Origin of the sequence: Acetobacter vaccinii (genome assembly GCF_008365315.1) — a bacterium.
GTDB classification, from domain to species: domain Bacteria; phylum Pseudomonadota; class Alphaproteobacteria; order Acetobacterales; family Acetobacteraceae; genus Acetobacter; species Acetobacter vaccinii.
On the sequence record NZ_CP043506.1, the window covers coordinates 1,663,326 to 1,687,116 of the forward strand.

17 protein-coding genes are annotated in these 23,791 nt (G+C 61.3%); 5 read left to right on the forward strand and 12 right to left on the reverse strand.

Features of this window, described 5'->3' with window-relative positions:
- Positions 1-46 precede the first annotated feature (46 nt).
- The 9 genes from murA to dxs all read right to left on the reverse strand — a co-directional run bounded on the left by murA (position 47) and on the right by dxs (position 10,742).
- Positions 47-1,309, reverse strand: coding sequence for a UDP-N-acetylglucosamine 1-carboxyvinyltransferase (murA, locus tag FLP30_RS07495; RefSeq protein WP_149279264.1), 1,263 nt, complete (start codon positions 1,307-1,309; stop codon positions 47-49).
- 4 nt (positions 1,310-1,313) lie between these two features.
- A complete protein-coding gene (gene dcd, locus FLP30_RS07500; RefSeq protein WP_149279265.1) occupies positions 1,314-1,868 on the reverse strand; it encodes a dCTP deaminase in 555 nt (184 codons plus the stop codon).
- On the reverse strand, positions 1,859-2,062 hold the full coding sequence (locus FLP30_RS07505; RefSeq protein WP_149279266.1) for a hypothetical protein: 204 nt from the start codon (positions 2,060-2,062) through the stop codon (positions 1,859-1,861). Before FLP30_RS07505 ends, dcd begins: the two co-directional genes overlap by 10 nt.
- A 144-nt stretch (positions 2,063-2,206) precedes the next feature.
- On the reverse strand, positions 2,207-3,937 hold the full coding sequence (locus tag FLP30_RS07510; protein ID WP_149279267.1) for a carbohydrate porin: 1,731 nt from the start codon (positions 3,935-3,937) through the stop codon (positions 2,207-2,209).
- A gap of 314 nt (positions 3,938-4,251) precedes the next feature.
- Positions 4,252-5,112: a hopanoid biosynthesis-associated protein HpnK gene (gene hpnK / locus FLP30_RS07515; protein WP_149279268.1), complete on the reverse strand. Its 861-nt coding sequence runs from the start codon at positions 5,110-5,112 to the stop codon at positions 4,252-4,254.
- Between the two features lie 95 nt (positions 5,113-5,207).
- On the reverse strand, positions 5,208-6,635 hold the full coding sequence (gene hpnJ, locus FLP30_RS07520; protein ID WP_210419262.1) for a hopanoid biosynthesis associated radical SAM protein HpnJ: 1,428 nt from the start codon (positions 6,633-6,635) through the stop codon (positions 5,208-5,210).
- 161 nt (positions 6,636-6,796) lie between these two features.
- Positions 6,797-7,969 carry a bacteriohopanetetrol glucosamine biosynthesis glycosyltransferase HpnI gene (hpnI, locus tag FLP30_RS07525; RefSeq protein WP_149280287.1) on the reverse strand — a complete coding sequence of 391 codons (1,173 nt, stop codon included), beginning with the start codon at positions 7,967-7,969 and terminating at the stop codon, positions 6,797-6,799.
- Between the two features lie 78 nt (positions 7,970-8,047).
- A complete protein-coding gene (locus FLP30_RS07530; protein ID WP_149279269.1) occupies positions 8,048-8,695 on the reverse strand; it encodes an ABC transporter substrate-binding protein in 648 nt (215 codons plus the stop codon).
- 31 nt (positions 8,696-8,726) lie between these two features.
- Complete coding sequence (gene dxs / locus FLP30_RS07535; RefSeq protein ID WP_149279270.1) at positions 8,727-10,742, reverse strand: 1-deoxy-D-xylulose-5-phosphate synthase; 2,016 nt, start codon at positions 10,740-10,742, stop codon at positions 8,727-8,729.
- A 424-nt stretch (positions 10,743-11,166) separates the two neighbouring features.
- On the opposite strand from dxs, the gene hpnH reads away from it, so the two are divergent.
- On the forward strand, positions 11,167-12,375 hold the full coding sequence (gene hpnH / locus FLP30_RS07540; protein ID WP_149279271.1) for an adenosyl-hopene transferase HpnH: 1,209 nt from the start codon (positions 11,167-11,169) through the stop codon (positions 12,373-12,375).
- A gap of 264 nt (positions 12,376-12,639) precedes the next feature.
- Complete coding sequence (locus FLP30_RS07545) at positions 12,640-13,938, forward strand: hemolysin family protein (protein WP_149279272.1); 1,299 nt, start codon at positions 12,640-12,642, stop codon at positions 13,936-13,938.
- A 337-nt stretch (positions 13,939-14,275) separates the two neighbouring features.
- Here the strand turns inward: FLP30_RS07545 and FLP30_RS07550 are convergent, their stop codons facing one another.
- Together FLP30_RS07550 and FLP30_RS07555 are read right to left on the reverse strand one after the other, a co-directional pair.
- On the reverse strand, positions 14,276-16,234 hold the full coding sequence (locus FLP30_RS07550) for a transglycosylase SLT domain-containing protein (protein WP_149279273.1): 1,959 nt from the start codon (positions 16,232-16,234) through the stop codon (positions 14,276-14,278).
- A gap of 213 nt (positions 16,235-16,447) precedes the next feature.
- Complete coding sequence (locus tag FLP30_RS07555; RefSeq protein WP_149279274.1) at positions 16,448-17,269, reverse strand: uracil-DNA glycosylase; 822 nt, start codon at positions 17,267-17,269, stop codon at positions 16,448-16,450.
- Positions 17,270-17,377: 108 nt separating this feature from the next.
- Between FLP30_RS07555 and FLP30_RS07560 the strand changes: the two genes are divergently transcribed.
- The 3 genes from FLP30_RS07560 to FLP30_RS07570 all read left to right on the forward strand — a co-directional run bounded on the left by FLP30_RS07560 (position 17,378) and on the right by FLP30_RS07570 (position 22,582).
- Positions 17,378-19,291 carry a tetratricopeptide repeat protein gene (locus FLP30_RS07560; RefSeq protein WP_246856462.1) on the forward strand — a complete coding sequence of 638 codons (1,914 nt, stop codon included), beginning with the start codon at positions 17,378-17,380 and terminating at the stop codon, positions 19,289-19,291.
- Positions 19,288-20,190: a 4-(cytidine 5'-diphospho)-2-C-methyl-D-erythritol kinase gene (locus FLP30_RS07565; RefSeq protein WP_149279275.1), complete on the forward strand. Its 903-nt coding sequence runs from the start codon at positions 19,288-19,290 to the stop codon at positions 20,188-20,190. The genes FLP30_RS07560 and FLP30_RS07565 overlap by 4 nt, the downstream gene beginning before the upstream one ends.
- A 373-nt stretch (positions 20,191-20,563) precedes the next feature.
- Positions 20,564-22,582, forward strand: a complete 2,019-nt coding sequence (locus FLP30_RS07570) for a methyl-accepting chemotaxis protein (RefSeq protein WP_168200065.1) — start codon at positions 20,564-20,566, stop codon at positions 22,580-22,582.
- Positions 22,583-22,638: 56 nt separating this feature from the next.
- Here the strand turns inward: FLP30_RS07570 and FLP30_RS07575 are convergent, their stop codons facing one another.
- Positions 22,639-23,646, reverse strand: a complete 1,008-nt coding sequence (locus FLP30_RS07575; protein ID WP_149279277.1) for an SDR family oxidoreductase — start codon at positions 23,644-23,646, stop codon at positions 22,639-22,641.
- Between the last annotated feature and the right edge of the window lie 145 nt (positions 23,647-23,791).

A 23,791-nucleotide genomic window follows, 5' to 3' on the forward strand; every position in this document is an offset into this window, starting at 1 on the left:
GACGCGGGGGTTTTAGTCTGTGACCCAAACGGTGCAGGGGCTGGTGTTAGCCCCTGACGCGTTCGATCTTGGCGCCACAGGCCGCCAGTTTACGCTCAACAGCCTCGTACCCACGGTCAAGATGGTAAACGCGGCTTAGAATTGTCTCACCATGGGCGGCAAGCCCTGCGATGATGAGTGAGAAGGACGCCCGCAGGTCGGTTGCCATGACCGGGGCTCCCGACAGCCCATGCACCCCCCGGATAATGGCAGAGGAGCCATGGACGTTAATGCGAGCCCCCATGCGGTTGAGTTCGGGCACGTGCATGAAACGGTTTTCAAAAATGGTTTCCGTAATCATGGAGGCCCCTTCCGCAACGGACAGCAGCGCCATGAACTGGGCCTGCATATCTGTCGGGAAACCGGGGTAGGGTTCGGTCATGATATCAATGCCGCGCAGTGCCCCAGTACGGCGCACCCGCATGACGTTGCCATCCTGCGTGACCTCAACCCCACATTCCTCCAGCGCCCGGGCGACTGAACCCAGGTGGTCGATGTGGCCATCAATCAGGCGCAGGTCACCCCCGGTGATTGCTGCGGCACAGGCATAGGTGCCACATTCAATCCGGTCGGACATAATGCGGTGTTCGGCCCCATGCAGGGCCTCGACCCCATCAATCACGATGGTGCCACCACCCGCCCCGCTGATTTTGGCCCCCATGGCGTTCAGGCAGTTGGCCAGGTCCAGCATTTCCGGCTCACGCGCGGCGTTGATAATGGTTGTGCGCCCCTGTGCCAGGGTTGCAGCCATCATCAGGTTTTCCGTCGCCCCGACCGAGGCGAAGGGCAGGATAATACGCTCGCCCTTCAGGCCATGGGGGGCGCGGGCGTGGATATAGCCGTTCTCAAGGGTGATCTCGGCCCCGAGTGTTTCCAGCCCTTTCAGGTGCAGGTCCACCGGGCGGGTGCCAATGGCACAGCCACCGGGAAGGGACACGCGGGCCTCCCGGCAGCGGGCCAGAAGCGGGCCCAGCACCAGAATGGACGCCCGCATTTTGGAAACAATGTCGTAAGGGGCTTCCGTATTGGTAATGTCGCCCCCGACGGACAGCACAGAGCCATCCCCCGCCAGGTCCATCACATTCAGCCCGTGCTGTTCCAGCAGGGTGCGCATGGTGGCAATATCGGCAATGCGGGGCACATTGGACAGGGTCAGGCGTTCGGATGTCAGCAGCCCGGCGACAAGCAGCTTCAGCCCTGCATTCTTGGCGCCACCAATAACAATTTCGCCGTGTAGCGGGCGGCCGCCATGGATGATGAAATGGTCCATGCGCTTACATCCGCGGCGTGGTGACGCCACGCTGGCTCATGTATTTACCGGCCCTGTCAGCGTAGCTGGTTTCGCAAGGCGTCTCGCCTTTGAAGAACAGGAACTGGCAAATGCCCTCGTTGGCATAAATCCGTGCGGGCAGGGGGGTGGTGTTGCTGATTTCAATCGTGACCTGGCCTTCCCACTCTGGTTCCAGCGGGGTCACGTTTACAATAATGCCGCACCGCGCATAGGTGGACTTGCCCAGGCACACCACCAGCACATCCCGCGGGATGCGGAAGTATTCAATGGTATGGGCCAGCACAAAGCTGTTGGGCGGGATAATGCATTCATCCGCCTTGCGGGACACAAACCCATCGGGGCTGAAGTTCTTGGGGTCCACGATGGCGTTGTTCACATCGGTGAAAATGCGAAAATCATCCGCTACGCGGGCATCGTAGCCATAGGATGACAGGCCGTAGGAAATAACGCCCTCGCGGCGCTGGTTTTCCACAAAAGGTTCGATCATCCCCTGTTCCCTGGCCATCTGGCGGATCCATGTATCGGGCATCACGGGCATGTCTTGGAAACTCCATTCGGGGGGATGGGATCGGAACCTGGGTCGGCATCCTGCCTGCTACGCGCCTGTTCCTTGCGGCGGCGCAGGTTGGCGCGCAAGGCAGCGGCCTGACGGGCCATGCGGTCGTCACGGGCGGCCTGCGCCTGTGCGGAAAGCCGCTGTTCGGGTTGGGTCTTGGGGGATGAATCAGTCATGCCGGTGTGCAGCAGGCCAGTCGCATGAAGGTTGAGGACGGTTCCTCCGCTGAGTAGCAGAGGCACTCGTGCATGCCTAGGCCTGTGGGATGGCAAAAAAATGGTGCCTGCCACCCCATGGCTGGGGGGCAGGCGGTTACTGTGTCAGAGGTTGGCAATAACCTTCAGCCCCATGGCGGCTGAATTGGGGATGTTATGGGTCTCGCCAGGGTGGATCATGTACTGGAACTCGGGCTGGATCAGCAGACCGGGCAGAGCGTTAATGGCGTAATATGCCTCGATCACGTGGGAGTCATTCTGGATACCATACACGCCGTTCCCCAGGGAGTAGCCGTAGTCCTGCGCCAGAATTTCGCTGCCACGCCGCCGGTTGCTGACCTTGTACCAGGACCACAGCACGCCAAGGCGGTCTGACACGCGGGAGGGAATAAGCCCGGAGAGCGAGAAGCCAGCATAAGCCTGGTCAGACACGTTAACGGCCCGTGGGGTCACATGCACGTAACCGGCCATCAGATACCCACCGGCCATCTGGTTCTTGCCGCCCAGACGGTAGACCATCTGGTCGGTTTCCAGCCAGAACATGTCAGACGGGGCGGAGCGGATGCCCGGTATGGTGTTGGCAACAGCCGCAGGCAGGGCAGAGGCCAGCTTGTCGGCATAGCGCGTGGTGTCATGCGCGTAGCCCACGACATAATGCCCTGGCAGGCGGTTGCGGGTCAGGAAAGGCTGCCACGTGAATTCGATGGGCAGGGACAGGCCAGTGGCGTCCTCCGCCCCCCAGGCCCAGCCACTGGGGTTGTCGGCCAGCTTGCTGACCGAATACGCACCCACCTGCAAGGCTGTATCACGCGTCGGGCGGAAGCGCAGGCGCGCGCCCCATGTGGCTTTTGGGTACACGCTCAGGGCCGGGTTCTGCTTGAGTGCCGCCGGGGCGGAACAGGTGACCTGGAAGGTACACAGCAGCGGCGATGTCGCAAACACATGGGTCAGCGACATACGCCCGAAAATGATATCCATGGTGTTGTCACGGAATTTCTTTTCGGCGTACATGTCCACCAGATGGGCCGCCACATGGCCGGACAGTGTGTACACTTCCTGCAACGCCACGTAGCTTTCGCCCACGCGGTTCTGGTAGGCCTTACCCGCACGTTCCATGACCAGCGTATGCACGGACCAGCCTTCAAGATTGCTGGACATCTTGCCCAGGTCGAAGGTGCTTTGCAGGGTCAGCTCATGCACATAGCTGTTGCCCTTTTCATTGGGCAGACCACCGCTGAAAAGCCCCATCCATTCCCCCTTGTAGGAGAATGAGAAGGAAAAGCCTTTTTCTTTCAGGCGGTTACGGAAGGGCATTAACTGCGGGATCAGATGGCCGCTGCCGCCCGTTGGTACGTAATAGGCATCGGGCATGTCGTGCGTGCGCTGGGCGTCCAGCCATGCGGGCAGCAGGGCGGAGGGGCCTTCGGCCTGGCTGACAGGGTCCAGCTCAACCTGGAGGGCTGCGTTCTTGTCGCCCGACGGCACAATGGGGCGCACACCGATAGGGGCCATCCCTTCGGAGGGAAACAGCGGGATACCATTGGCGGGCAGTGCAGAATTTGCAGGCTGGCGGATGGCATCGGGGTTGGGCAGGCCAATGCCCGACGACCGGCTGCCCTTGACCAGCGTGACATGGGGGCTGTTGCCCATAAGGGCTGAAACCGGGGTAGGTGTGGGGGTAACAATCGTGTGGCTGGACACGACCGTCTGGGCCTGCGCTGCGGGCGCTTTCCAGAATGCGGCCAGAGTAACAGCCGCACAGCCCGTAAGGAGTGTGGAGCGCATGAGTGTACGCGCGCCGCCAACGGTGTGGCGGTGGGTGCCAGAGTGTTTCATTCCGCGTCCTGTAAGTCGAAGAAGGGCCTGAAGGGCGTTTCAGGAATAGCTGTTACTTGGTCTGACGGCAGTAATGGCTGCCGCAGGACACAGACGGGATAAGCGGAATACATCAGATAAGACTTCGTGGTGGTGTGACATCAGACAATACCGCTTTTTGTTATTATAAGTTGTCGGCCTCACATCAGAACCATGAAGACTAAACTCTGGTCAAGAGGAATTTTGTAATATTGTTGCTCAAAACTCCAAAATACAGGAACAAACAGAAAAATTCAGATAACGATCTTGTTATAACGATAATTTTGCAACAGATATCAGCCACGCTGTGCCCGAACGACATCCTGCCAGCCACAAAGCTGGGCACCAGAATGGGCAAGACCGTTCTTGAAGCCGGGGGCGCACAGGGCATCCAGTTCGGCTTCATGCGCGTAAGTGGGCATCAGCCGGTTGATCAGGGGGTTCTTGCCCGTCGCAGGATGGAAATAGATTTCAGAAACACCATCAGGCAGATGAGCCGCCAGTGCCGCCACACGGTCAGCCGTCATGTGGCCGCTCCATGCCAGACCAAAGCACCAGTCATTGGTGGCCATGCCAGCACTGCGGGCCTGATGGCGGAGCAGGCGTGTCCAGTGGCGCAGTGCGGCGTCGCCCAGGCTGTCGGTATAGGTGCCTGCGGCATACAGGGGCTCTGGGGGTTCCAGCGGCACGCGCACGGCGTTCAGCCCATGGCGCTTGCCAATGTCGATCATCATCCTGCCGACGGTGGGGTGCAGGTGCATGTGCTTGTGGGCGTTGGCATGGTCCAGCCGCAGGCCGGTGCGGGCAAAGGCTTCAAACTGGGCGTTTATTTCCAGTGCCAGTTCGCGGCGGCCTTCGGGGCGGAAAAAATAATCCACGCCAAGTCCAAGCTGGGAGGAGGAAAACCAGCCATCAGCCCCTGTAATCAGCGGCAGGCGGTCATGGGGTAGGGTGGCTGGGCCTTCTATCACCACCAGGTGCAGGCCGACATTCAGGGTGGGCAGGCGTCTGGCACGCTCTATGGCGTCCTGCGCGGCAGCCCCGGCAACCATCAGGCTTGCAGTGGATAGCAGGCCACGGCGATGGGCGGTTTCTATCGCCTCGTTAACTTCAAGGGACATGCCGAAATCATCGGCGGAAACAATGGCGCGTTTCATGGGGTGCTCCTTCCCGGCCGTTGTTAGCATCGGCGGGAAGGGGTGTCATGCACCGGTCCGTGGCAACTTTGGGGCTGCCACGTGGGTCTGTGTCCTCAGGCGGCCTTGCGGTCCTTGAGGAACTGGAAGAACTCAACACCTTCACGCAGGCGGCGCTTCATCATCTGCGGGGAGGTGATCATCTCGCCAAGGATGGAGGCAATCTTGGGGGCGCGGAAGTAGAACTTCTTGTAGAATTCTTCCACGCTGCCAAAGATTTCCGTGTGCGACAGGTGCGGGTAGTGCAGCGGTGCAATCTGCACGCCGTTTTCGTCCAGCAGGTCGGCGTTGCTTTCATCCAGCCAGCCGTTTTCTGTGGCCTGCTGGTGCAGGAAGGTGCCCGGATACGGTGCTGCCAGCGAGACCTGGAGCGTATGCGGGTTGATTTCCTGCGCGAAGCGGATGGTTTCCTGAATGGTTTCGCGCGTTTCGCCCGGCAGACCGAGGATGAAGGTACCGTGGATCTTGATGCCGAGCTCGTGGCAGTTCTTGGTGAACTCCCGCGCGGTTTCGACCCGCATGCCCTTTTTGATGTTGTGCAGGATCTGCTGGTTGCCGCTTTCGTAACCGACCAGCAGCAGGCGCAGGCCGTTGTCACGCAGCACCTTGAGCGTGTCGCGCGGCACATTGGCCTTGGCGTTGCACGACCAGGTTACACCCAGCTTGCCCAGTTCACGCGCAATGGCTTCTGCACGCGGCAGGTCGTCGGTGAAGGTGTCGTCGTCGAAGAAGAATTCCTGCACCTGCGGGAAATACTGCATCGCCAGACGGATTTCGGCCGCCACATGCTGCGGGCTGCGCGTGCGGTAGCGGTGGCCACCCACGGTCTGCGGCCACAGGCAGAAGGTGCAGCGGGATTTGCAGCCACGGCCTGTGTAGATGGAAATATACGGGTGCTTGAGGTAGCCGATAAAGTAGTCCTCAATCCGCAGGTCGCGCTTGTACACTTCGGTCACGAAGGGCAGGCTGTCCATGTCTTCGATCATGGCGCGGTCGCGGTTGGCAACAATCTCGCCGTTCTTGTTCCGCCAGGAAATGCCGTCCACGTCCTTGAAGTCCATGCCGTCGGCAATGTCCTTGATCGTGAAGTCAAATTCGTTGCGGGCCACGAAGTCGATGGGCGCACCCTTGAGCAGGCTTTCCTCGGGCTGGACAGCCACCTTTGCGCCAACCATGCCGATCTTCAGGTTGGGGTTCACGTCCTTGAGCATCTGCGCCACCTGCACGTCCTTGCCGAAGGACGGGGTGGAGGTGTGCAGGATCACCAGATCGCGGTTCTTCACGTCTTCCAGAATCGGCTCCATGCCCATGCGGGCGGGGGGCGCGTCTATCAGGCGGCTGCCTTTGACCAGGGCGGCAGGCTGGGCAAGCCAGGTCGGATACCAGAAGGATTTGATTTCGCGGCGCGCCTGATAGCGTGAGCCAGCGCCACCATCGAAGCCATCAAAGGTGGGGGGCTGGAGAAAAAGGGTTCTCATCGTCATCGGTTTCTATCCTGACAAGATCAAAGGCGTGGAGTGCCGGGCTGGTGGCCGGTTTCAGCGCGGGACGAGGGGTTAAAGACGTTAGCGTCTGGTGGGTGTGTTGTTGGGCAATTACTCTGGCGGGCGGGGGGAAACAAGCCCTGCCTGCATGGCGTATGGGGCTACCGGCCAGCAGACAGCCCGCGTTGGGGGGCTGGCGCGGGGTGTGGGGCCACATGCATGGTTTCACCCCGCCAGTGTACTTCCGTGCCGCTGGCGCTGCCCACCATGATGGCGGCGGACAGCCAGTCCCGCACGGGCAACAGCAGTAAAGGCCACAGCCTGCGTGACCCTACCGTGCGGTCCACCCCCAGAGCCAGCAGGGCGCGCACGCCCCATAGACCCCAGAAAAACGGCATGACCCAGGGGATGCCGTGCAGGAATGCCACAGTCAGCGTCGCCCAGAACAAAGGGAGCTGTATGGAGGACGCTGCATAGCCCGCAGGGGCCAGCGCACAGACCGTGCGGCCCCAGCGCAGCTCATGGCGTAGCAGTTCCCCAAAGCTCGATTCGGCAATGGTGGTCCATGTCAGGCAGTCGGCAATGGTAATGTCCATGCCCAACTGGCGGACCAGCCTGCCCAGCAGGGCATCATCCGCCACATGGGGGAGAAGGGCCTCAAGCCCGCCCACGGCGTCCAGCACATCCCGGCGCAGGGCCATGGTGGCACCCAGACAGTCCTGTCGGCCCAGATAGCGCGACAGAATGACACCGGGCAGAAAATTATGGTTGATCTGGCAGGCGGCCAGCATCTGCACCAGGCTGCCAGTGGCGGGCAGACCGGCGTACAGGGTGGTGACAAGCCCCGTGCCCGGCTTGTGCAGGGCGGCGACCACATGGCGCAGGTAATCCGGGCTGACATGGATGTCCGAGTCCGAGATCACCAGCAGCTCGTATCTGGCCTGGGGCAGAATGTTCATGACGTTGCTGATCTTGCGGTTCAGCCCGTGAATGACCGGGTTGACCACAAGTTGCAGGTCACGGTTGGGGTGGCGTTCCTGAAGCCGCTGGACAATGGCCACAGCAGGGTCGTCAGCGTCGCGCACGCCGAACAGAATCTGAAAATGCGGATAATCCTGCGTACAGAAGCTTTCCAGCGCTTCTTCCAGCAGGGGTTCGGACCCGTAAAGGGGCTTGAGTACACTAACTGGGGGCAGGGGGGACGGAGCAGGGGCGGCAGAGCCCCTTTCCCGGCGGCGGAAGCGCGCCAGCAGGCCAGTGCCCAGAGCAGCCTGAACACAGCCTGTCACTGCCAGCGTGGCGCTGGCAGTGCCCAGAAGCGCAAAAGCGTTCATCATGGCTTGGCTTTCGCCTTCTGGCCGGGTGTGTGTTTGCCGTGCCGCGCGCTGCTGGTCATGCTCTGCTACTAGACCTCAGTCCTTGGAATAATTCTGGACCTTGCGTTCCAGAACACTGATCAGCGCAGGCACGCCGCCCGACGCCAGAGTTGCGCTGAAGTCGGAACGCTGGGCAGCCGCCTGACTGATGTGGGAATCACCCAGTAGCACATCCGTGATCTTCCATGCCCCATTCTCGTTGGTCATGATGTAGCTGACCTCGGTGCCCGGCATGCTGTCGGCGGAACCGATATGGGTCTGCACGATCTTGCTGCCACCGATCGGGGAATCGGTGACGGTCGGGGTGACAGTAAAGTGCGCACCGGAATCGGGCTTGAAGCTGGAGACATAGCGGGCCACCGTAAAGTCACGGAACACGCTCAGCAGCTTCTGCTTTTCCTCAGCACTGAGGGCATTGTAGCGCAGGCCGATGGAGGCTTTGAGCACGGCTTCCAGGTCGTAGGCCTGGTCCACGGCGGTAGCCACAATTTTGCTGCGCTGCGCAAAATCAGCATGCGATGCCTGCACCTGCTCCAGAGCCGCATAAATCTGCTGCACCGGGGCGGTAATGGCGCTGGCGGGGGCGGACTGTGCCAGCGCGCTGGATGTGGTGACATGCGCCACCGGAAGGAGGGGGACGCTCAGGCCCAGAGCGAAAACGACACGAAGAGAGAGACTTTTCATGGTTCTAACACTTCATTTCCGGTGAGTGATTTTACAAGTTCCCAGCAAGCATGCCACCGATGCTTGTGGTGTTGACCCCCAGAGCATTGAGAGCGGTTGCGACGATATGGCTGGCGGAGAGCCCTGCCTCGTCATACTGGGCGTTCTGCGTATTGTGGTCGATGAACCTGTCGGGCAGGGTCATGGGGCGGAAGCGCACGCTGTCCAGCAGGCCCGTGCGGGCCAGATGGTGGCAGACGAGGGAGCTGAAGCCGCCTTCGGAGCCTTCCTCGATGGTAATCAGCACCGCATGGTTGCGGGCCAGATTTTCGATCAGGGCCGTGTCCAGCGGCTTGGCAAAGCGGGCGTCAGCCACGGTGGGCGGCAGACCCTGTGCGGTCAGCATGTCCGCAGCCTTCAGGCATTCAGCCAGCCTCGGGCCGAGCGACAGAATGGCAATGCCGCCTTTTTCAGCCCCGCTCTGGGCACGCATCTCGCGGATGATCCGCCCACGCCCGATCTCCAGCACCTGCCCCTGGGCAGGCAGGTCCAGACCAAGCCCGTTGCCACGTGGGTAACGCAGGGCAATCGGCCCGTCATCAAACTCGACGGCGGTGGCTGTCATGTGCAGCAGTTCCACCTCGTCCGACGGTGCCATGATGGTCATGCCCGGCAGGCAGCCCAGATACGCAATGTCGAACGACCCGGCATGCGTGGCCCCATCGGCCCCGACCAGACCGGCGCGGTCAATGCCAAAGCGTACCGGCAGGTTTTGGAGCACCACATCGTGCATCACCTGGTCATAGGCGCGCTGGAGGAAGGTGGAGTAAATGGCGCAGAACGGCCGTAGCCCTTCGGAGGCCATGCCTGCGGCAAAGGTGACGGCGTGCTGCTCGGCAATGCCGACATCGAAAAAGCGGTCGGGGTAGGACTTGGCAAAGGCATCCAGCCCGGTGCCCGAGGGCATGGCGGCTGTAATGGCGGTAATGCGGTCATCCGTTGCGGCCCGGCGCACGAGCTCGCGCGAGAAGACGGAGGTATAGCTGGGCGGACCAGCGGGGCCTTTTGTCTGCTCACCCGTGACGATGTTGAACTTGGCCACCGCGTGATACTTGTCACCCGCCGTTTCCGCCGGGCGGTAGCCATGGCCTTTTTCGGTAATGACATGCAGCAGGATCGGGCCGTTGTCCGTGTCACGCAGGTTGCGCAGGATGGACACAAGCTGGGGCAGGTCGTGGCCATCCACGGGGCCGACGTAGTAAAAGCCCAGCTCTTCAAACAGGGTGCCGCCCGTAATCATGCCACGGGCGTATTCGTCCGCCTTGCGGGCGGTGCGCTCGACCGGGGCAGGCAGCTTTTTAACCAGGCGGCCCGCCAGATCGCGCAGGCCCATGAACTGGCGCGAGGACATTAGCCGCGACAGGTATTTGGACATGGCGCCCACAGGGGGGGCGATGGACATTTCGTTGTCGTTGAGGATGACAATCAGCCGTTCGGCCCCGGGGCCGGCCACGGCGGCGTTGTTCATGGCCTCATAGGCCATCCCGGCGGAGATGGAGCCATCCCCGATCACGGCGATGACATTGCGTTCCTTGTAGGACGGGTCTTCCTCGGCGCGCAGATGGTGGGCCACAGCCATGCCCAGCCCGGCGGAAATGGAGGTGGAGGAATGGGCCGCGCCAAAGGGGTCGTAGGGGCTTTCCGAGCGGCGGGTAAAGCCTGACAGCCCGCCTGGCTGGCGCAGGGTGCGGATACGGTCGCGGCGGCCGGTCAGGATCTTGTGCGGATAGGCCTGATGGCCCACGTCCCAGATCAGCCGGTCATCGGGGGTGTCAAACACCGCGTGCAGCGCTACGGTCAGTTCAATCACGCCCAGAGAGGCCCCAAGGTGCCCGCCCGTGGTCGAAACCGCATCAATCGTCTCGGCCCGCAGTTCATCCGCAACCTGCTTCAACTGCTCAACAGACAGGTTCCGTAGGCCAACAGGCTCGCTCACCCGGTCCAGAACAGGAAAACGCCCATACGTCGGAACCGCGGGTGCTGCACCCTTGTCCTGAGAACTGTTCATGCGATCGTTTCCATCTTCTTGTTCGTGGGGGCACGGCATGCCCGCCCCGGGGTGTAGCAGGGGCCGCAGTGTAGTGTCCCAATGTGATTTACGTCGCGTCAGCTTGTCACCAGACAGCGCGAGCCACCTCAATGTGGTTTAATGTTTCTGGCAAGAACGCAAGTACAGAAACAAAACTGAATGCAGATTGTGTTTTTTTTGCAACAGGGTGCTGAAAGGGCTTGAGCTTGACAAACAGCCCCACCTATATGCAGGCGAAAGTCTTTGCACAACGCGTGGTGCGGGTTGTCCCTGCTCCTGCCCTGCTGTTCACCCGCGGGTTAGGGCGGACAGGCATCCGGGCCGCGTTTACCTTTTGGACATACTGGCTGGTTTGTAGTTCAGTCACGATACGGGCGTCGATGGTGCGCCGAAGCGGGGGTTTATGGCCGTACCGATAATGCAGGCCGTCAGGGTCGGCAGCTATGTTGTCAAACAGCACATTACGGGGCGTAAGCGCTATCCGCTTGTGCTTATGCTTGAGCCGCTATTTCGCTGCAATCTGGCCTGTGCCGGGTGCGGGAAGATCGATTATCCCGCGGCCATTCTCAACCAGCGGATGACCGTGCAGGAATGCCTTGATGCCGATGCCGAGGCCGGTGCGCCCGTTATTGCGGTAGCGGGTGGGGAACCTCTGCTGCACAAGGAAATGCCCGAGATTATCCGTGGGCTGATCGCGCGTAAAAAATACGTCTATCTGTGCACCAATGCGCTGCTGCTTGAAAAGAAAATGGACGAGTACGAACCCTCGCCCTTCTTCTCATGGGACGTGCATCTGGACGGCGACAAGACCATGCACGATGCCTCCGTCTGTCAGGACGGTGTGTACGAGCGTGCCGTTGCCGCCATCAAGAAGGCCAAGGCCCGGGGCTTCCGTATTTCCATCAACTGCACCCTGTTTGATGGCGCGGAACCCAAGCGTGTTGCCTCGTTCTTTGACGAGGTCATGGCCATGGGTGTGGACGGTATTATGACCGCCCCCGGCTATGCCTACGAACGCGCTCCGGATCAGGAACACTTCCTGAACCGGCAGAAGACCAAGCAGCTCTTCCGTGACGTTTTCCGTCTGGGTAAGGGCAAGAAGTGGCGCTTCACACAGTCTCCGCTGTTCCTGAACTTCCTTGCGGGTAACGAGCAGTACCACTGCACGCCGTGGGGCAAGCCGCTGCGTAACGTGTTTGGCTGGCAGCGTCCGTGCTACCTGCTGGGTGAAGGCTATGCCAAAACCTTCCAGGAACTGATGGACGATACCAAGTGGGACGACTACGGCACCGGTAATTATGAAAAATGCGCCGACTGCATGGTGCATTCCGGTTACGAGTCCACCGCTGTCATGGATGCCGTGCGCAGGCCCTGGCACATTGCCAAGGTGGCTCTGTTCGGGCCGGAAACGGAAAAGCCCATGGCGCCGGAAATCTCTCTGGCCAACCAGCGCCCGGCTCAGTACGTCTTCTCCAAGCAGGTTGAAGAGCAGATGGACGCCATTGCGGCACGCAAGCCTGCCCGCGCACCGCGCGTGAAGGTCATCCGTACCGAGGGGGCTAACGACGCCCCACAGGCTCCTGCCGCAGTCGAGTCCACCGCAGCCGACTAAGCTGTGGTGTGCCTGCGGGTTTTGCAGGCGCTCGAATCGGTTAATGCCGGGTAAAAGGCGGTCCGTCTGGACCGCCTTTTTTGTATCTGCGGGCTCTCAGCCTCCAGGGTCAGGCCGCTTTGTGGCCGGGGCAGGCATACACCATGTGCATGGGGTAGGCGGGCTTTTCATGGGTGGCTTCGCTGGGGTTCCTCCCTTATCCTGTTGCCCGCCACGCCGAACCTGGCGGGCATCTGGCCCACTGCAAGGCGTATTGTTGCTTCCATGGCGTTTTCGATTCTTGTCATTGTTTTTCTGGTGCTTCTCAATGCCGTGTTTGCCATGGGCGAACTGGCGCTGATTTCCGTGCGTAAGCCACGGCTGGCCAGATTGCAGGAACAACGTGTGCGCGGTGCGGACAGCGCCATGCGCCTGGCTGAAAATCCGCAGATATTCCTGCCCACAGTCCAGATTGGCATGACCCTTGTGTCCATTCTGGAAGGCACGTTCGGCGGTGTGCGGATAGAGGCGCACCTGACCCCCATTCTGGAACAGTTTGCCATGCTGCGGCCAGTGGCCCCGCAGTTGTCCATGGTGCTTGTGGTGGTGCTGATCACCACCCTGATGCTGGTGCTGGGTGAACTGGTGCCCAAGCAGCTTGCCCTGCGTGAGCCTGAGGTCATGGCGGCCCGGCTGGCCTTGCCGTTGGAGATGCTGGCCAACATGACCCGGCCGGTGGTGTGGCTGCTGCGCCAGTCGTCCAACCTTGTGTTGCGGCTTATGGGCGCGCGGGATGCGGTCAACCAGACTCTGACGGAAGATGAACTGAAAGCCTACATTGCCGAAGGCGCACGTCTTGGCGTGCTGGAGCATGAAGAGCGCACCATGATCGAACGCCTGCTGCGGCTGGCGGACAGGCCCGTGCGCGCGATCATGACCCCCCGGAACGAGCTGTACTGGATCGACCGCTATGCGGGCCGTGGCGCGCTGGCGCGTGCTCTGCGGCAAAGCACCTATGCGCGGATTGTGGTGTGCGAAGGGGGGGTGGATAACCCCGTGGGGGTCGTGCTGGCCAAGGATATGCTCGACAGGGTGCTGGACGGTATGCCTGCCTCGATCGAGGCAGGGCTGCGCCCGATGGTGGTGGTGCCCGATAGCATCTCCGCACTGGATATGCTGGCCCGTATGCGCGGTATCCCGCTGGGCATGGCCTTTGTCTTTGATGAATATGGCGCGTTTGAAGGCATTGTCACAGCGTCTGACCTGTTTGACGCGATCGTGGGCGAAACCTCACACGAAACACAGCACCGCACGCGGGAGGATGCCGCCCCGGCGCAGGATGCCGTGCTGCTGCTTGATGGTGCAGAATCCGCCGATGAAGTGAAAGACCAGCTTGGTCTGCGCGCCCTGCCGGACGAGGGCAGCTACCATACTCTTGGCGGGTTGATTCTGGCCCTGCTGCGGCGCGTGCCAGCCGTGGGTGACAAGGTCGCCTATGAAGGATGGCTGTTTGAAGTGCAGGAAGTGGAGGGTCGCCGTGTCTCCCGCGTGCGGGCCAGCAGGCAGGCTCTGGCTGAGAACTGAGGGTCTGCACCCTCTACCCTCTATTGACCGGGGTGAAGGGGGCTGAGACCCCTTTCGGGTTTCAGGGCGGAGCCCTAAAAAAGGATGGCAGCCCCATATCCATCGTCTTGGCGGCAAGCACCGTGGCATAGGCAACAAGCCAGAGCCTTATTCGGGGTGCGCCACCTCCCACCCTATCCTGTTCCCTAGATTTGGAAGGGCTGTGGTGGGGAGGCCACAGCCTCCGGCGTCTGTTCCCCAGTCTTGGTTGGGGTCTCACAGTCCCCATAAAAAAGCGGACGCAGGGGTGTTCCCTACGTCCGCATAGCGAGCGGTTACCAAGGTCTGGAAAGCTGCTTTAGTGCACAGTCCGGGGCATGGTGCTGGCGAGGGCTTTCTCGTCAGCAAAGTCAGGCCATTCGTTACGTGCCAGCGTTGCGAGAGAGGGGGCCGGGAGCTTCATCTTGGCGGCATAGCGCCATAGATAGGCCAGCGTATGGTGCACATAATCCCGCGTTTCGGCGTTGGGCAGGAGTTCCATGAACAGCAGGGGGTCGTCGGGGGTGTTGCCGCTGTTTTCCCAGTGGGCCAGGGCAGACGGGCCTGCGTTGTAGCTGGCCAGCAGGCGGATAATGTCGCCTCCGCGGGCCTCGGTATGGGTGTTCTGGCTGGTTAACTGGGCCAGATACTGCACATACCGCTGCCCGATATCGAGGTTGACCCCAGGGTCATACAGCGCCGAGACAGACTGCTCGAACCTGTGGGACATGGTGCTGTGGGCCGGGCTGGTCACAAAGTCGGCGGTAATGGCGCGGATCTGCATCAGCCCATGAGCGCCTGCGCCCGAAACAGCCCGTGGGTCAAAGTTCGATTCTACCCGTGCCAGCGCATAGACCAGAGCCGGGTCCATGGTGAAGCCATGCCGGGGTTGCAGGTGGGGCAGAGGGGCATCATCCGTATTGCTGGCCTGTGCGCGCAGGGATTCCTGCATTTCGCTGGAGAGGTCCTGCAGGCCAGCAGCCTTGGCGACAAGTTGGAAAGCCCGTGCCAGCGTCACATCATGCAATGAGGGCCAGGCGCGGCGCATGGCGTTTTCGGCCATGTTTTGCTCGCCAACCTGGAGCAGGGCAAAAACCCGCCGCCCGACCTCGGTGCCGCCTACGGCTTCAATATCAATTTCCGTCAGCACGGGCTCGGGTGTGCTGGCAGGGGCTGTAGCCCGGCTTTCCTGCAAGGAGGGAAAGCCTGCAAGCTGGCTTGCTGGGGCTGGCTGGGCATGGGCCGTATGGTGGCTTGCCGGGTCAGCATTGAGCGTGTGGGCCGCCAGAATACCGTAAAAACTGCGGGTAAACGCGGCGGCATGTTGCAGCCACTGGTGCTGGCTGTGCGTGTCGCCCAGCTTTTCATGCGCGCGGGCGGCCCAGAAGGCGCATGTGGCGCGCATGTCGGCTGTGGCGTGCAGTGCGTGAGCTGCTTTTTCAAAGAAGGCAGCCGCCTGCGCGTAATCCTGCTTCTGCCACAGGGCTAGTCCGGTCAGAAAACCGGCCAGAGCATTCTGCCCATGGGAGAGGGAGGAGGCGTTATGGCTGATTTCCTGCGCCAGATCGGTATTGCCAGCGGCCAGCATGGCCTGCGCGGCTTCAGCCTGTAACTGCGCTGCGTAGGCTGGCTTCATACCGGGGGTAATGCTGATCAGGTGCAGGGCACTTTTGACCCCTTTTGGCCCCCAGCCTGTCCGTTCGTGCAGGGTGCGGTCCAGCATGGGGTTGCGGGTAAAGTCCTGCGCCTGAGGGCCAACGGCCAGCACCGCGTGTTCGGGTGCCAGATGCTCGTTTGACGGTGCAGGCGGCAGGGGGCCGCCCCGTTCGCCCAGCGTTGCAAGCCGTGCCCACAGGGCGGGAGCGTCGGCATAGCTGGCATACTGCTTCAGCCAGGCCCGGAGCTCGGTCGCACTGGGGTGGTAGGCCGGGTTCATGTAACGGCTGGCTTCGAGCTCACCCAGCAGGGTTGAGTCGGTCAGGTGGCTGGTACTGCGGATTGCCTCGGCAAAGGCTCCCTGGCGCTGCATACGGAAAATGGCACGGACCTGGGTGGCAATCTCGGGTGGGAGGGGCTTTGGAAGAGCAAGCTCGTCGCCTTCAGGAAAGGCTGGACGAGGCAGAACCATAGCCAGCTCTTCGCTGTGAGGCTCCGACCCGCGTTCCAGCGGCTTGGCATGGGCTCGCGTCAGGTTGACGCTTGCGCTGGCCAAAAGGGCGGCACCGGCCAGAAAGGCCTTGGCCGCGATCTGATGAGGGATTTGACCTATCGCTCGCATAGCCGGGCGGGTCTATGCGCTTGCCGTGCAAAAAGCAAGTTTTCTCTTTCCAAGCATCTGTGAGGTGCCGGGTAAAGACCGTTTTCCGGCACTGTGCAACAGTCTGACCTGTGGGGTGTAAATGCTTTGGTTTTCCAGACTATTCCGGTAATTTCTTGCTGGTATTTCTTTGGTGCTGTGTCGGGCTTATTACAATGTGGAAAACTTTTGCTTTCACCCGTCCTGCCGCAATGTGTGCACCACAAGAACAAGAGATTGCCATATTTCGCGCCGGGCTGTGGCACTGGCGCGTAACTGCAAGGGATGGGGCAGGCTGAGCACCGGCAGCGGGGGCAATGTGGGCAGGGTTACGCTGGTCCATTGCCGCCGTGGGGCGGGGGTGTCGCGGCCCAGCACCATGGCTGTGGGCATACGCCCGCATAGCAGCAGGCGGCGGGGGGCCAGCAGGGCTATGGCGCGGTGGAGAAAGGGCAGACAGATCTGTTGTTCCAGTGCCGAGGCCGGGCGGCCACCGGGCGGGCGCCAGGGCAGGGCCGTGGCCAGGGCCAGCTGGGCGCGGGGTAAGGGCAGTGGGGCCAGCATTTCATCCAGCAGGGCGCCGCAGCGGCCGGTAAAGGGTTGGCCGCTACGGTCTTCATCCGCGTCTGGGGCTTCGCCTATCAGCATCAGGGGGGCGTTGCGGGGGCCCTGGGGCAGCAGTGTGTGCATGGCTGTTGCCTGGAGGGCGCAGGCACTAAAGCCCGCCATGGCGGTATGGAGTGCCTCCAGACTGTCGGCCTGGGCAGCAAGAGCGCTGGCCTGGGCAACAGCATCGGAGGCGGCTGGCGCAGCATTGCGCCGGGTGGCGGGGGCACCAGCAGGTCTGTTAGCCATGGGGGGCTGTGCGGTCCGGGGCAGCGTCGGGGCCGCAGTATGAGGTACCGGCCCACGCAGGGCCTGCGGATTTGTCAGCCGGTGGTCAACCGGCTGGTCCATGACGGCGGCATCAATGCCCCATTCCGTATAGAGACGCAGAAGGGAAAACTCGGCATTCATCGTTCTGGTCTTATCATGGCTGGTCTGTCTGGCCAGCCTCCGTTGGGATTGGCCTGTCGGAGTGTTTGGCGGTTTTGCGTGGGCGGGGTAGAGAAAAGACAGCCGGTCATGTCGTTCCCTTTCACAGGGGGCGGAACGGCTGCTGAGGCCAGTTCGGTGCCGCCGCTCCAGCTCGATAGGGTTCTTATGCTGTTTTGTCGCCTTCTGCCTACGGTTTTCCTGCTTTCCACAACCGTGCTGGGTGTTTTGCCTGCTGTTGCTTGGGGGGCGGATGCCGCCTCTGGCACAGGGGCCAGCACCCATGCCATCGCCAGCGCAGGCGGGACCGCCACTACTGAGACCGGGTCTGTCGATTCGGGAGCATTCCTGCGCGGGATTATCGCCGCCCGCATGGGGGACGACCCAGAGGCCGCGCAGGCCTTTGCCGCCGCCCTGCGTTCTGACCCGTCCAGCACGGTGCTGCTCAAGCAGGCCTTTGTACACAGCGTTATGGCGGGGGACCCGCAGGCCGAAGCTCTGGCCCTGCGGCTTGGCAAGACATCGGACGGGGAAAACCTTGTGTCCGATTTTGTGCTGGGCAACGCGGCTGTTGGCAGGGACAAGTGGGCCGATGCCCTGCACCATTACCAGCAGGCGGCGGCTGACCCGCTGGCCCGTCTGATCCTGCCCCTGCTTCAGGCCTGGTGTGAGGAAGGGCAGGGTGAGGCTGCCAGAGCGGTTGCCGGGTTGCTGAAAAGCCAGACCTCGGTGCTCTCGCCCTTCTATGTGCTGCATGCCGGGCTTGTGGCGCATGTGGGTGGGCTGAACGACCAGACTGGGGAATTGTTTGCCCGCGCCCAGAAGCTGATGCCGGGGTATGATCTGCTGCTGACCCGTGCCTATGCCGCGTGGTTGTGGAACCATGGGCGGCAGGACAATGCGCGGGAACTGCTGCGTAACCTGATAGAGGCCGACCCCGTGCTGGCTGTGGCGGGGCCGGAGTTGCAGGCCACGATTGCACGGCCCCCGGTGACATCCGCGCGGGAGGGTATGGCCCGCGCGTATGTGCTGACAGCGTATTTGCTGCGCCAGCAGGGGCACGAGCAGGGCGGGCAGACCCACGCGGGCAAGGGCGACAGCGCCATGCAGCCGCAGTTTGACGAGGCCGCCCGCCTGATGCTGGGTTTTGCGCTGGAAATGGACCCCAAACTGGCGGATGCCCGGCTGATGCTGGCTGAAATTCAGGAAGATCAGGGGCATGAGGCCGTCGCGCGGGAAACCCTGCTGCACATCGCGCATGATGACCCGCTGGCCCCGGTTGCAACCCTGCGGCTGGCGATACTGGATAGTGCGACGGACAAGGCGGATGAAGCCGTTGCCCTGTTGCGTGGCCTTGACCGGCAAAGCCCTGACCAGTTGCTGGTGCTGCGGGAGCTGGGCAATGCCCTGTTCCAGCAGAAGGACTGGAAAGGGGCTATTGCTGTTTACAGCCGTGCGATTGACCTTGTTGCCAAGCAGAAGGGGGAAGACTGGCCCCTGCTGCTGATGCGCGCCATGGCGTACCACGAAATCGGGGACTGGCCCCATGCGCGTGACGATGCCAGAGCCGCTCTGGCCTATGCCCCGGACGAGCCGCTGCTGCTGAACTTCCTTGGATATTCCATGGTGGAGCGGCACGAAAATCTGGCTGAGGCAGAAAATCTGCTTCGCAAGGCTCATAACCTTGCCCCGCAGGAAGCCGCCATAACCGACAGCCTTGGCTGGGCCAAGGTTGAGCGGGGTGACATGCAGGGCGGTCTGCCCCTGTTGGAAAAAGCCGTGGAAAGCACGCCTGAAGACCCCGAGGTCAACTATCATCTGGGAGAGGCCTACTGGCGTCTGGGCCGCCATATAGAGGCGGTGGACCAGTGGAATGTGGCGCTGGGCCTGCACCCGTCGGAGGAAGATGCCAAGCTGATCCGTGCGGCCCTGCACCGTGCAGGCGCACCGGTGCCAGACGGTGTGGCCAGTGAAACCGTGCGTAAAGGAGAACACGAGCAGTGACACAGGCCTTCTCAACAACCTCTGATAACACTTTGGTTGAGGCCGCGCCCGCCAAGATCAACCTTTACCTGCATGTCACGGGCCGGAGGGAGGATGGCTACCACCTGCTCGACAGTCTGGTGGTGTTTGCACAGGCGGGGGATGTCCTGCGCTACGTGCCTGGTCCTGAACCCCTGCATCTGAAACTGACCGGCCGCTTTGGGGAGACCTTGGGCGAATCTGCCGCAGGGCCGGATAATCTGGTCATGAAGGCCGCTGCCGCTCTGGCGACTGTCGGGGATGGAACGGGCGTGCAGGGTGGGTGCCTTGTGCTGGAGAAAAACCTGCCTGTGGCGTCGGGCATTGGCGGTGGGTCTGCTGACGCTGCTGCTGCCCTGCGCCTGCTGGACAGGGCATGGGGGATCAATGCCGGGCAGCAGACTCTTCTGACATTGGCTGAACGGCTGGGGGCCGATGTGCCGGTCTGTGTGCTGGGGCATGCCATCCGTATGGAAGGGATTGGTGAAGTGCTGAGCCCCGTGCCCGCCCTGCCAGAGTGCGGCATGGTGCTGGTTAATTGTGGTCAGGCTGTCTCCACGCCGGAAGTGTTCCGTCGGCGGCAGGGGGCATTTGCCAACCGGGCAACCATACCGGCAGGCTGGCCAGATGTGCAGGCTCTGATTGCGTTCTTGCAGGAGCAGACCAACAGCCTGGAAGACCCGGCTTGTGACGTTTGCCCTGTGGTGAGCAAGGTTCTGGCCGATATCGCCGGGCAGGACGACTGCCTGCTGTCCCGGATGAGTGGCTCTGGTGCAACGTGCTTTGGTCTGTTTCCCACAGCGGAAAGTGCCCGGCAGGCTGCGGAGCGGCTGGCGGATGCGCATGATGCCTGGTGGGTCTGGGGCGGCGGCCTGAAATAACTCCGGCAAACTGGGCAGTTTGCAACTGACCGGCTGGGGATTTCTCAAATGGGCTGGCAGGCCATGCCAGCCTGTGTCCTCCGAGGCTTCTGTGCTCGGGAACGGGCAAGCGCCATCTGCTGCAGGCTAGCCGTAGGGGCGAAAGGCAGGCATGACCGCTGCCCTGCGTGCGGTTTCAGAAGTGTGGAAGTCTGTCCATTTGGAAGGTCGCAGGAGGTGTCACGTTGCTGTGACAGTATGAAGTAACCTGCGGCTGGATCGGCCAAAATCATTGAATTTGCCATGAATAAAATACATACTAATTGTAAATAAATTATTGGTTATTCTGGCAGATTTTTGTTTTGCAGGGCCAAATATGGAAAGTATACATCACATGTCAGAAGGTTCCGGTCGCTGGGGGCATGACACTCTTTCCGAGGGTGAGGTGGTGCAGTCCAGCCCGGACTTCGCCGCCATGCGTGTCCTGCGCACGACAGAGGCCATGCAGGGGCTGAGTGCCGCAGACTTCAGCTTTGATGGCAGGCCCGCAAAACTGGTTGTTGCGTATATTTCCCCCCATGTGGATTTCCAGCGGGCGGTCTCCGGGCTGCGGTCGCGGGTTGGTTCTGCCCGGCTTGTCGCAACCATGACAGCGGGGGAGCTTTCCGCCAGCGGAACAGGCAACACCGAGCCCCTTTATTGCTCAACCCATGGCGCATGGGACACGATTGTCCTGCAGGTTTTTGGCCCGGATCTGGTGGAGGCGGTGTCTGTCCACTCCGTGTTTGTCGGGGCAACGCCTGGGGGTGTGGCATCCTCCGCAACGGATATGAGAATAGCCCAGATTTCGGAACGGCTGGCCAGAATCGAAACCGGGTTCGAGGTCTCCTCGCGTGATACGCTGGCTTTCACGCTGGTTGATGGTCTGTCCGGGGCGGAAAGCTGCTTTGCAGAGGCCGTGTATAACTGTGGCCGCTTTCCCTGCGTGTTTACCGGCGGCTCTTCTGGCGGGCTGCTGGATTTTTCCAGCACCAGCATCTTCGATGGGCAGGAAACCCTGCGCGATCATGCTGTTATCATGTTCCTCAAACTGCGACCCGGAACAGCTTTCAGCCTCTTCAAAACCCAGAACTTTACCGATACCGGCAAGTCCTTTGTGGTGATGGAGGTCAAGGAGGGGGCGCGTACGGTAGGGTCGGCCATCAACCCGCAGACCGCTGAAATTGCACCTATTATCGAGACCCTGTGCAAAACCCTGTCGTGCAGGCCGGAGCGGCTGGAGGAGGCCTTGGAGGGGCACACATTTGCCCTGCGGATCAGTGGGGAGCTGTATATCCGCTCTATTGCCAATATCGACATTTATAACGGTCTTGTGTCGTTTTACTGCGATATAAACCCAGGCGATGAGCTGTTTCTGGTCAAGGCCACGGATTTTGGGCGACAGACCAGAAGTGACCTTGCGCGTTTTCTGACAAGCAAACCCCAACCTGTCGGGGCTATTCTGAGTGACTGTATCCTCAGGCGTCTGAACAACCCCGATGCTTTGCGGGATCTGGACGGTATGTGGGACATGCCTGCTGCCGGTTTTTCCTCGTTTGGGGAATTCCTGGGCATCAACATGAACCAGACCCTGACTGCGGTGGTTTTCTTCCGGCTGAAACCGGGCGAGGTCTTTCATGACAGCTTTATGGATGGTTTCCCGATCTATTACGGGCGTTTTGCCAGCTATTTTGTGGAAGTGCGGCTGAACCAGCAGCGGATTATCAACGATGTCCGCAAAAAGCTGATTGATCGGCTGGTCAGTTTTATAGAGCGCACATCCCGCCTGAATGCCGACCTTGACCAGATGCTCAAGCAGACAGAGGGCGTGCGGGCCAGTATTGAAAGTATACGGCATGAAATGGGGCAGAAAGTCGCGTCCATTTCCATTGTTGAGCAGAAAGGTATTCTGGAACAGGAATATCAGAATGTGGTCAGAATGACCCATACCCTGTTTGGCAGTGTCTCGGTGATTGAAAAAATTGCCGTCCAGACCAACCTGCTGTCAATGAATGCGGCCATAGAGGCTGCTCGTGTTGGGGCGGAGGGGCGTGGCTTTGCGGTGATTGCCAACGAGGTCAGAACCCTTGCGGCAGACACGCGTGACAGCCTGGGCAAAAGCCGGAAGTCATTGGTGCAGGTTGATGAATCCATGAAGGTTCTGGGCCAGCACATCAAACATTCAGAAGACAAGCTGACCGAAGCCAGCGATGGGTTTGGTGAAATTTCAACCCGTCTGGAAGGTATGTTCGCCTCGTTCCAGAAGATGGAAGAGGTCATGTCGGCTGTGGAGGAAATGTCCAACCAGCAGACAGCCATCATGCGGCAGGTGGAAGACGATGTTGGGCGGTTGAAGCGTATTGAGGGCTGTTAACAGCCCTCAATAAAACCGGGGCAGGCCTGTGCCATGCCCCGGACGTCCTGTGGCTTTCAGCCTTTGCGGCAGCGGCGGATATGGCCGCACAGCGCAACAAGGACAAGGCTGGCTGCCGCCCCCAACAGCCCGGCCCGTAGATCGGACGATACAAAAACGCTCAGCGGGCTATCCAGCCTGCGGGCTTTGGCATCGTACACACCATTGGCTGCAAAGCCGCCTGCAACGGGCTCATGCAGGTCATCAGGCCGGGGTGCGTCTTCCCAGTCATGGCCCATCTGCGCTTTGTAACCATGGGTGGCCAGATGGTTGTCGCGCCAGCGCGGCAGCACAGTCCGCCACAGCGTGGCCAGAGTATTGCCCGGCCCAATGGAAATGGAACGGCTGGTGCTAAAGGCTGCCCGGCAGATGGCTTCGGCCGCGACTTCAGGCGTGTACACCGGCCCGTAGGGGTGCAGGGGCTTGCCGGTCAGGGTGCGGGTCCAGCCATAGCGGGGCGTATTGATGGCAGGCAGGTTGACCATGACAACATGGATGTTGTCGGCGTCATGCAGCAGTTCGGGCCGCAGGCTTTCACAAAAGCCACGCAGTCCGGCGCGCGCACCGTTTTCAACAGCCTGAAGGGGTAGGCCACGCAGGGCAGGGGCAAGGTCAAGGTTGATGATGGTGCCAACACCACGCCTGCGCATGACCTCCAGCGCCGCCAGTGTGCCATGCACGCTGCCCATGTAGGTGACATCCATGGCTCTTTGAATGTCTGCCGCAGGCAAGGCGGCAACCTGCCCGACAATGGTTGCCCCTGCACAGTTGGCCCATACGGCAATGGGGCCGAGTTTGTCTTCAATCGTCTGCGCCGCAGCCTGCACGGCCTGCGCGTCCGCAACATCGAGCGAGAGGGTGAGCGAGCGGACACAGTGCCGGTCCAGGGCGCGGGCGGTTTCCTGCAGGCGTTCGGTGTCGCGGCCCAGCAGGGCAATATCAAAACCCGCGCGCCCGAGTGCCAGGGCCGCAGCACGCCCGATCCCCGAACCCGCGCCGGTAATAACGGCAATCTGTGATGGCATGTGTGCTGTGTCTCCCGTATCGGTTAGGGCAATGGCCTCGCGTGCCTGTTTCCTGCCCCGAACGGCAGGGCAGAGCAAGCGGGGGCACGGTGGGGCAGGTGCGCGCAGGGTCTGTCAGACAGCGGGGCAGGTCGTGGGTGTGCCA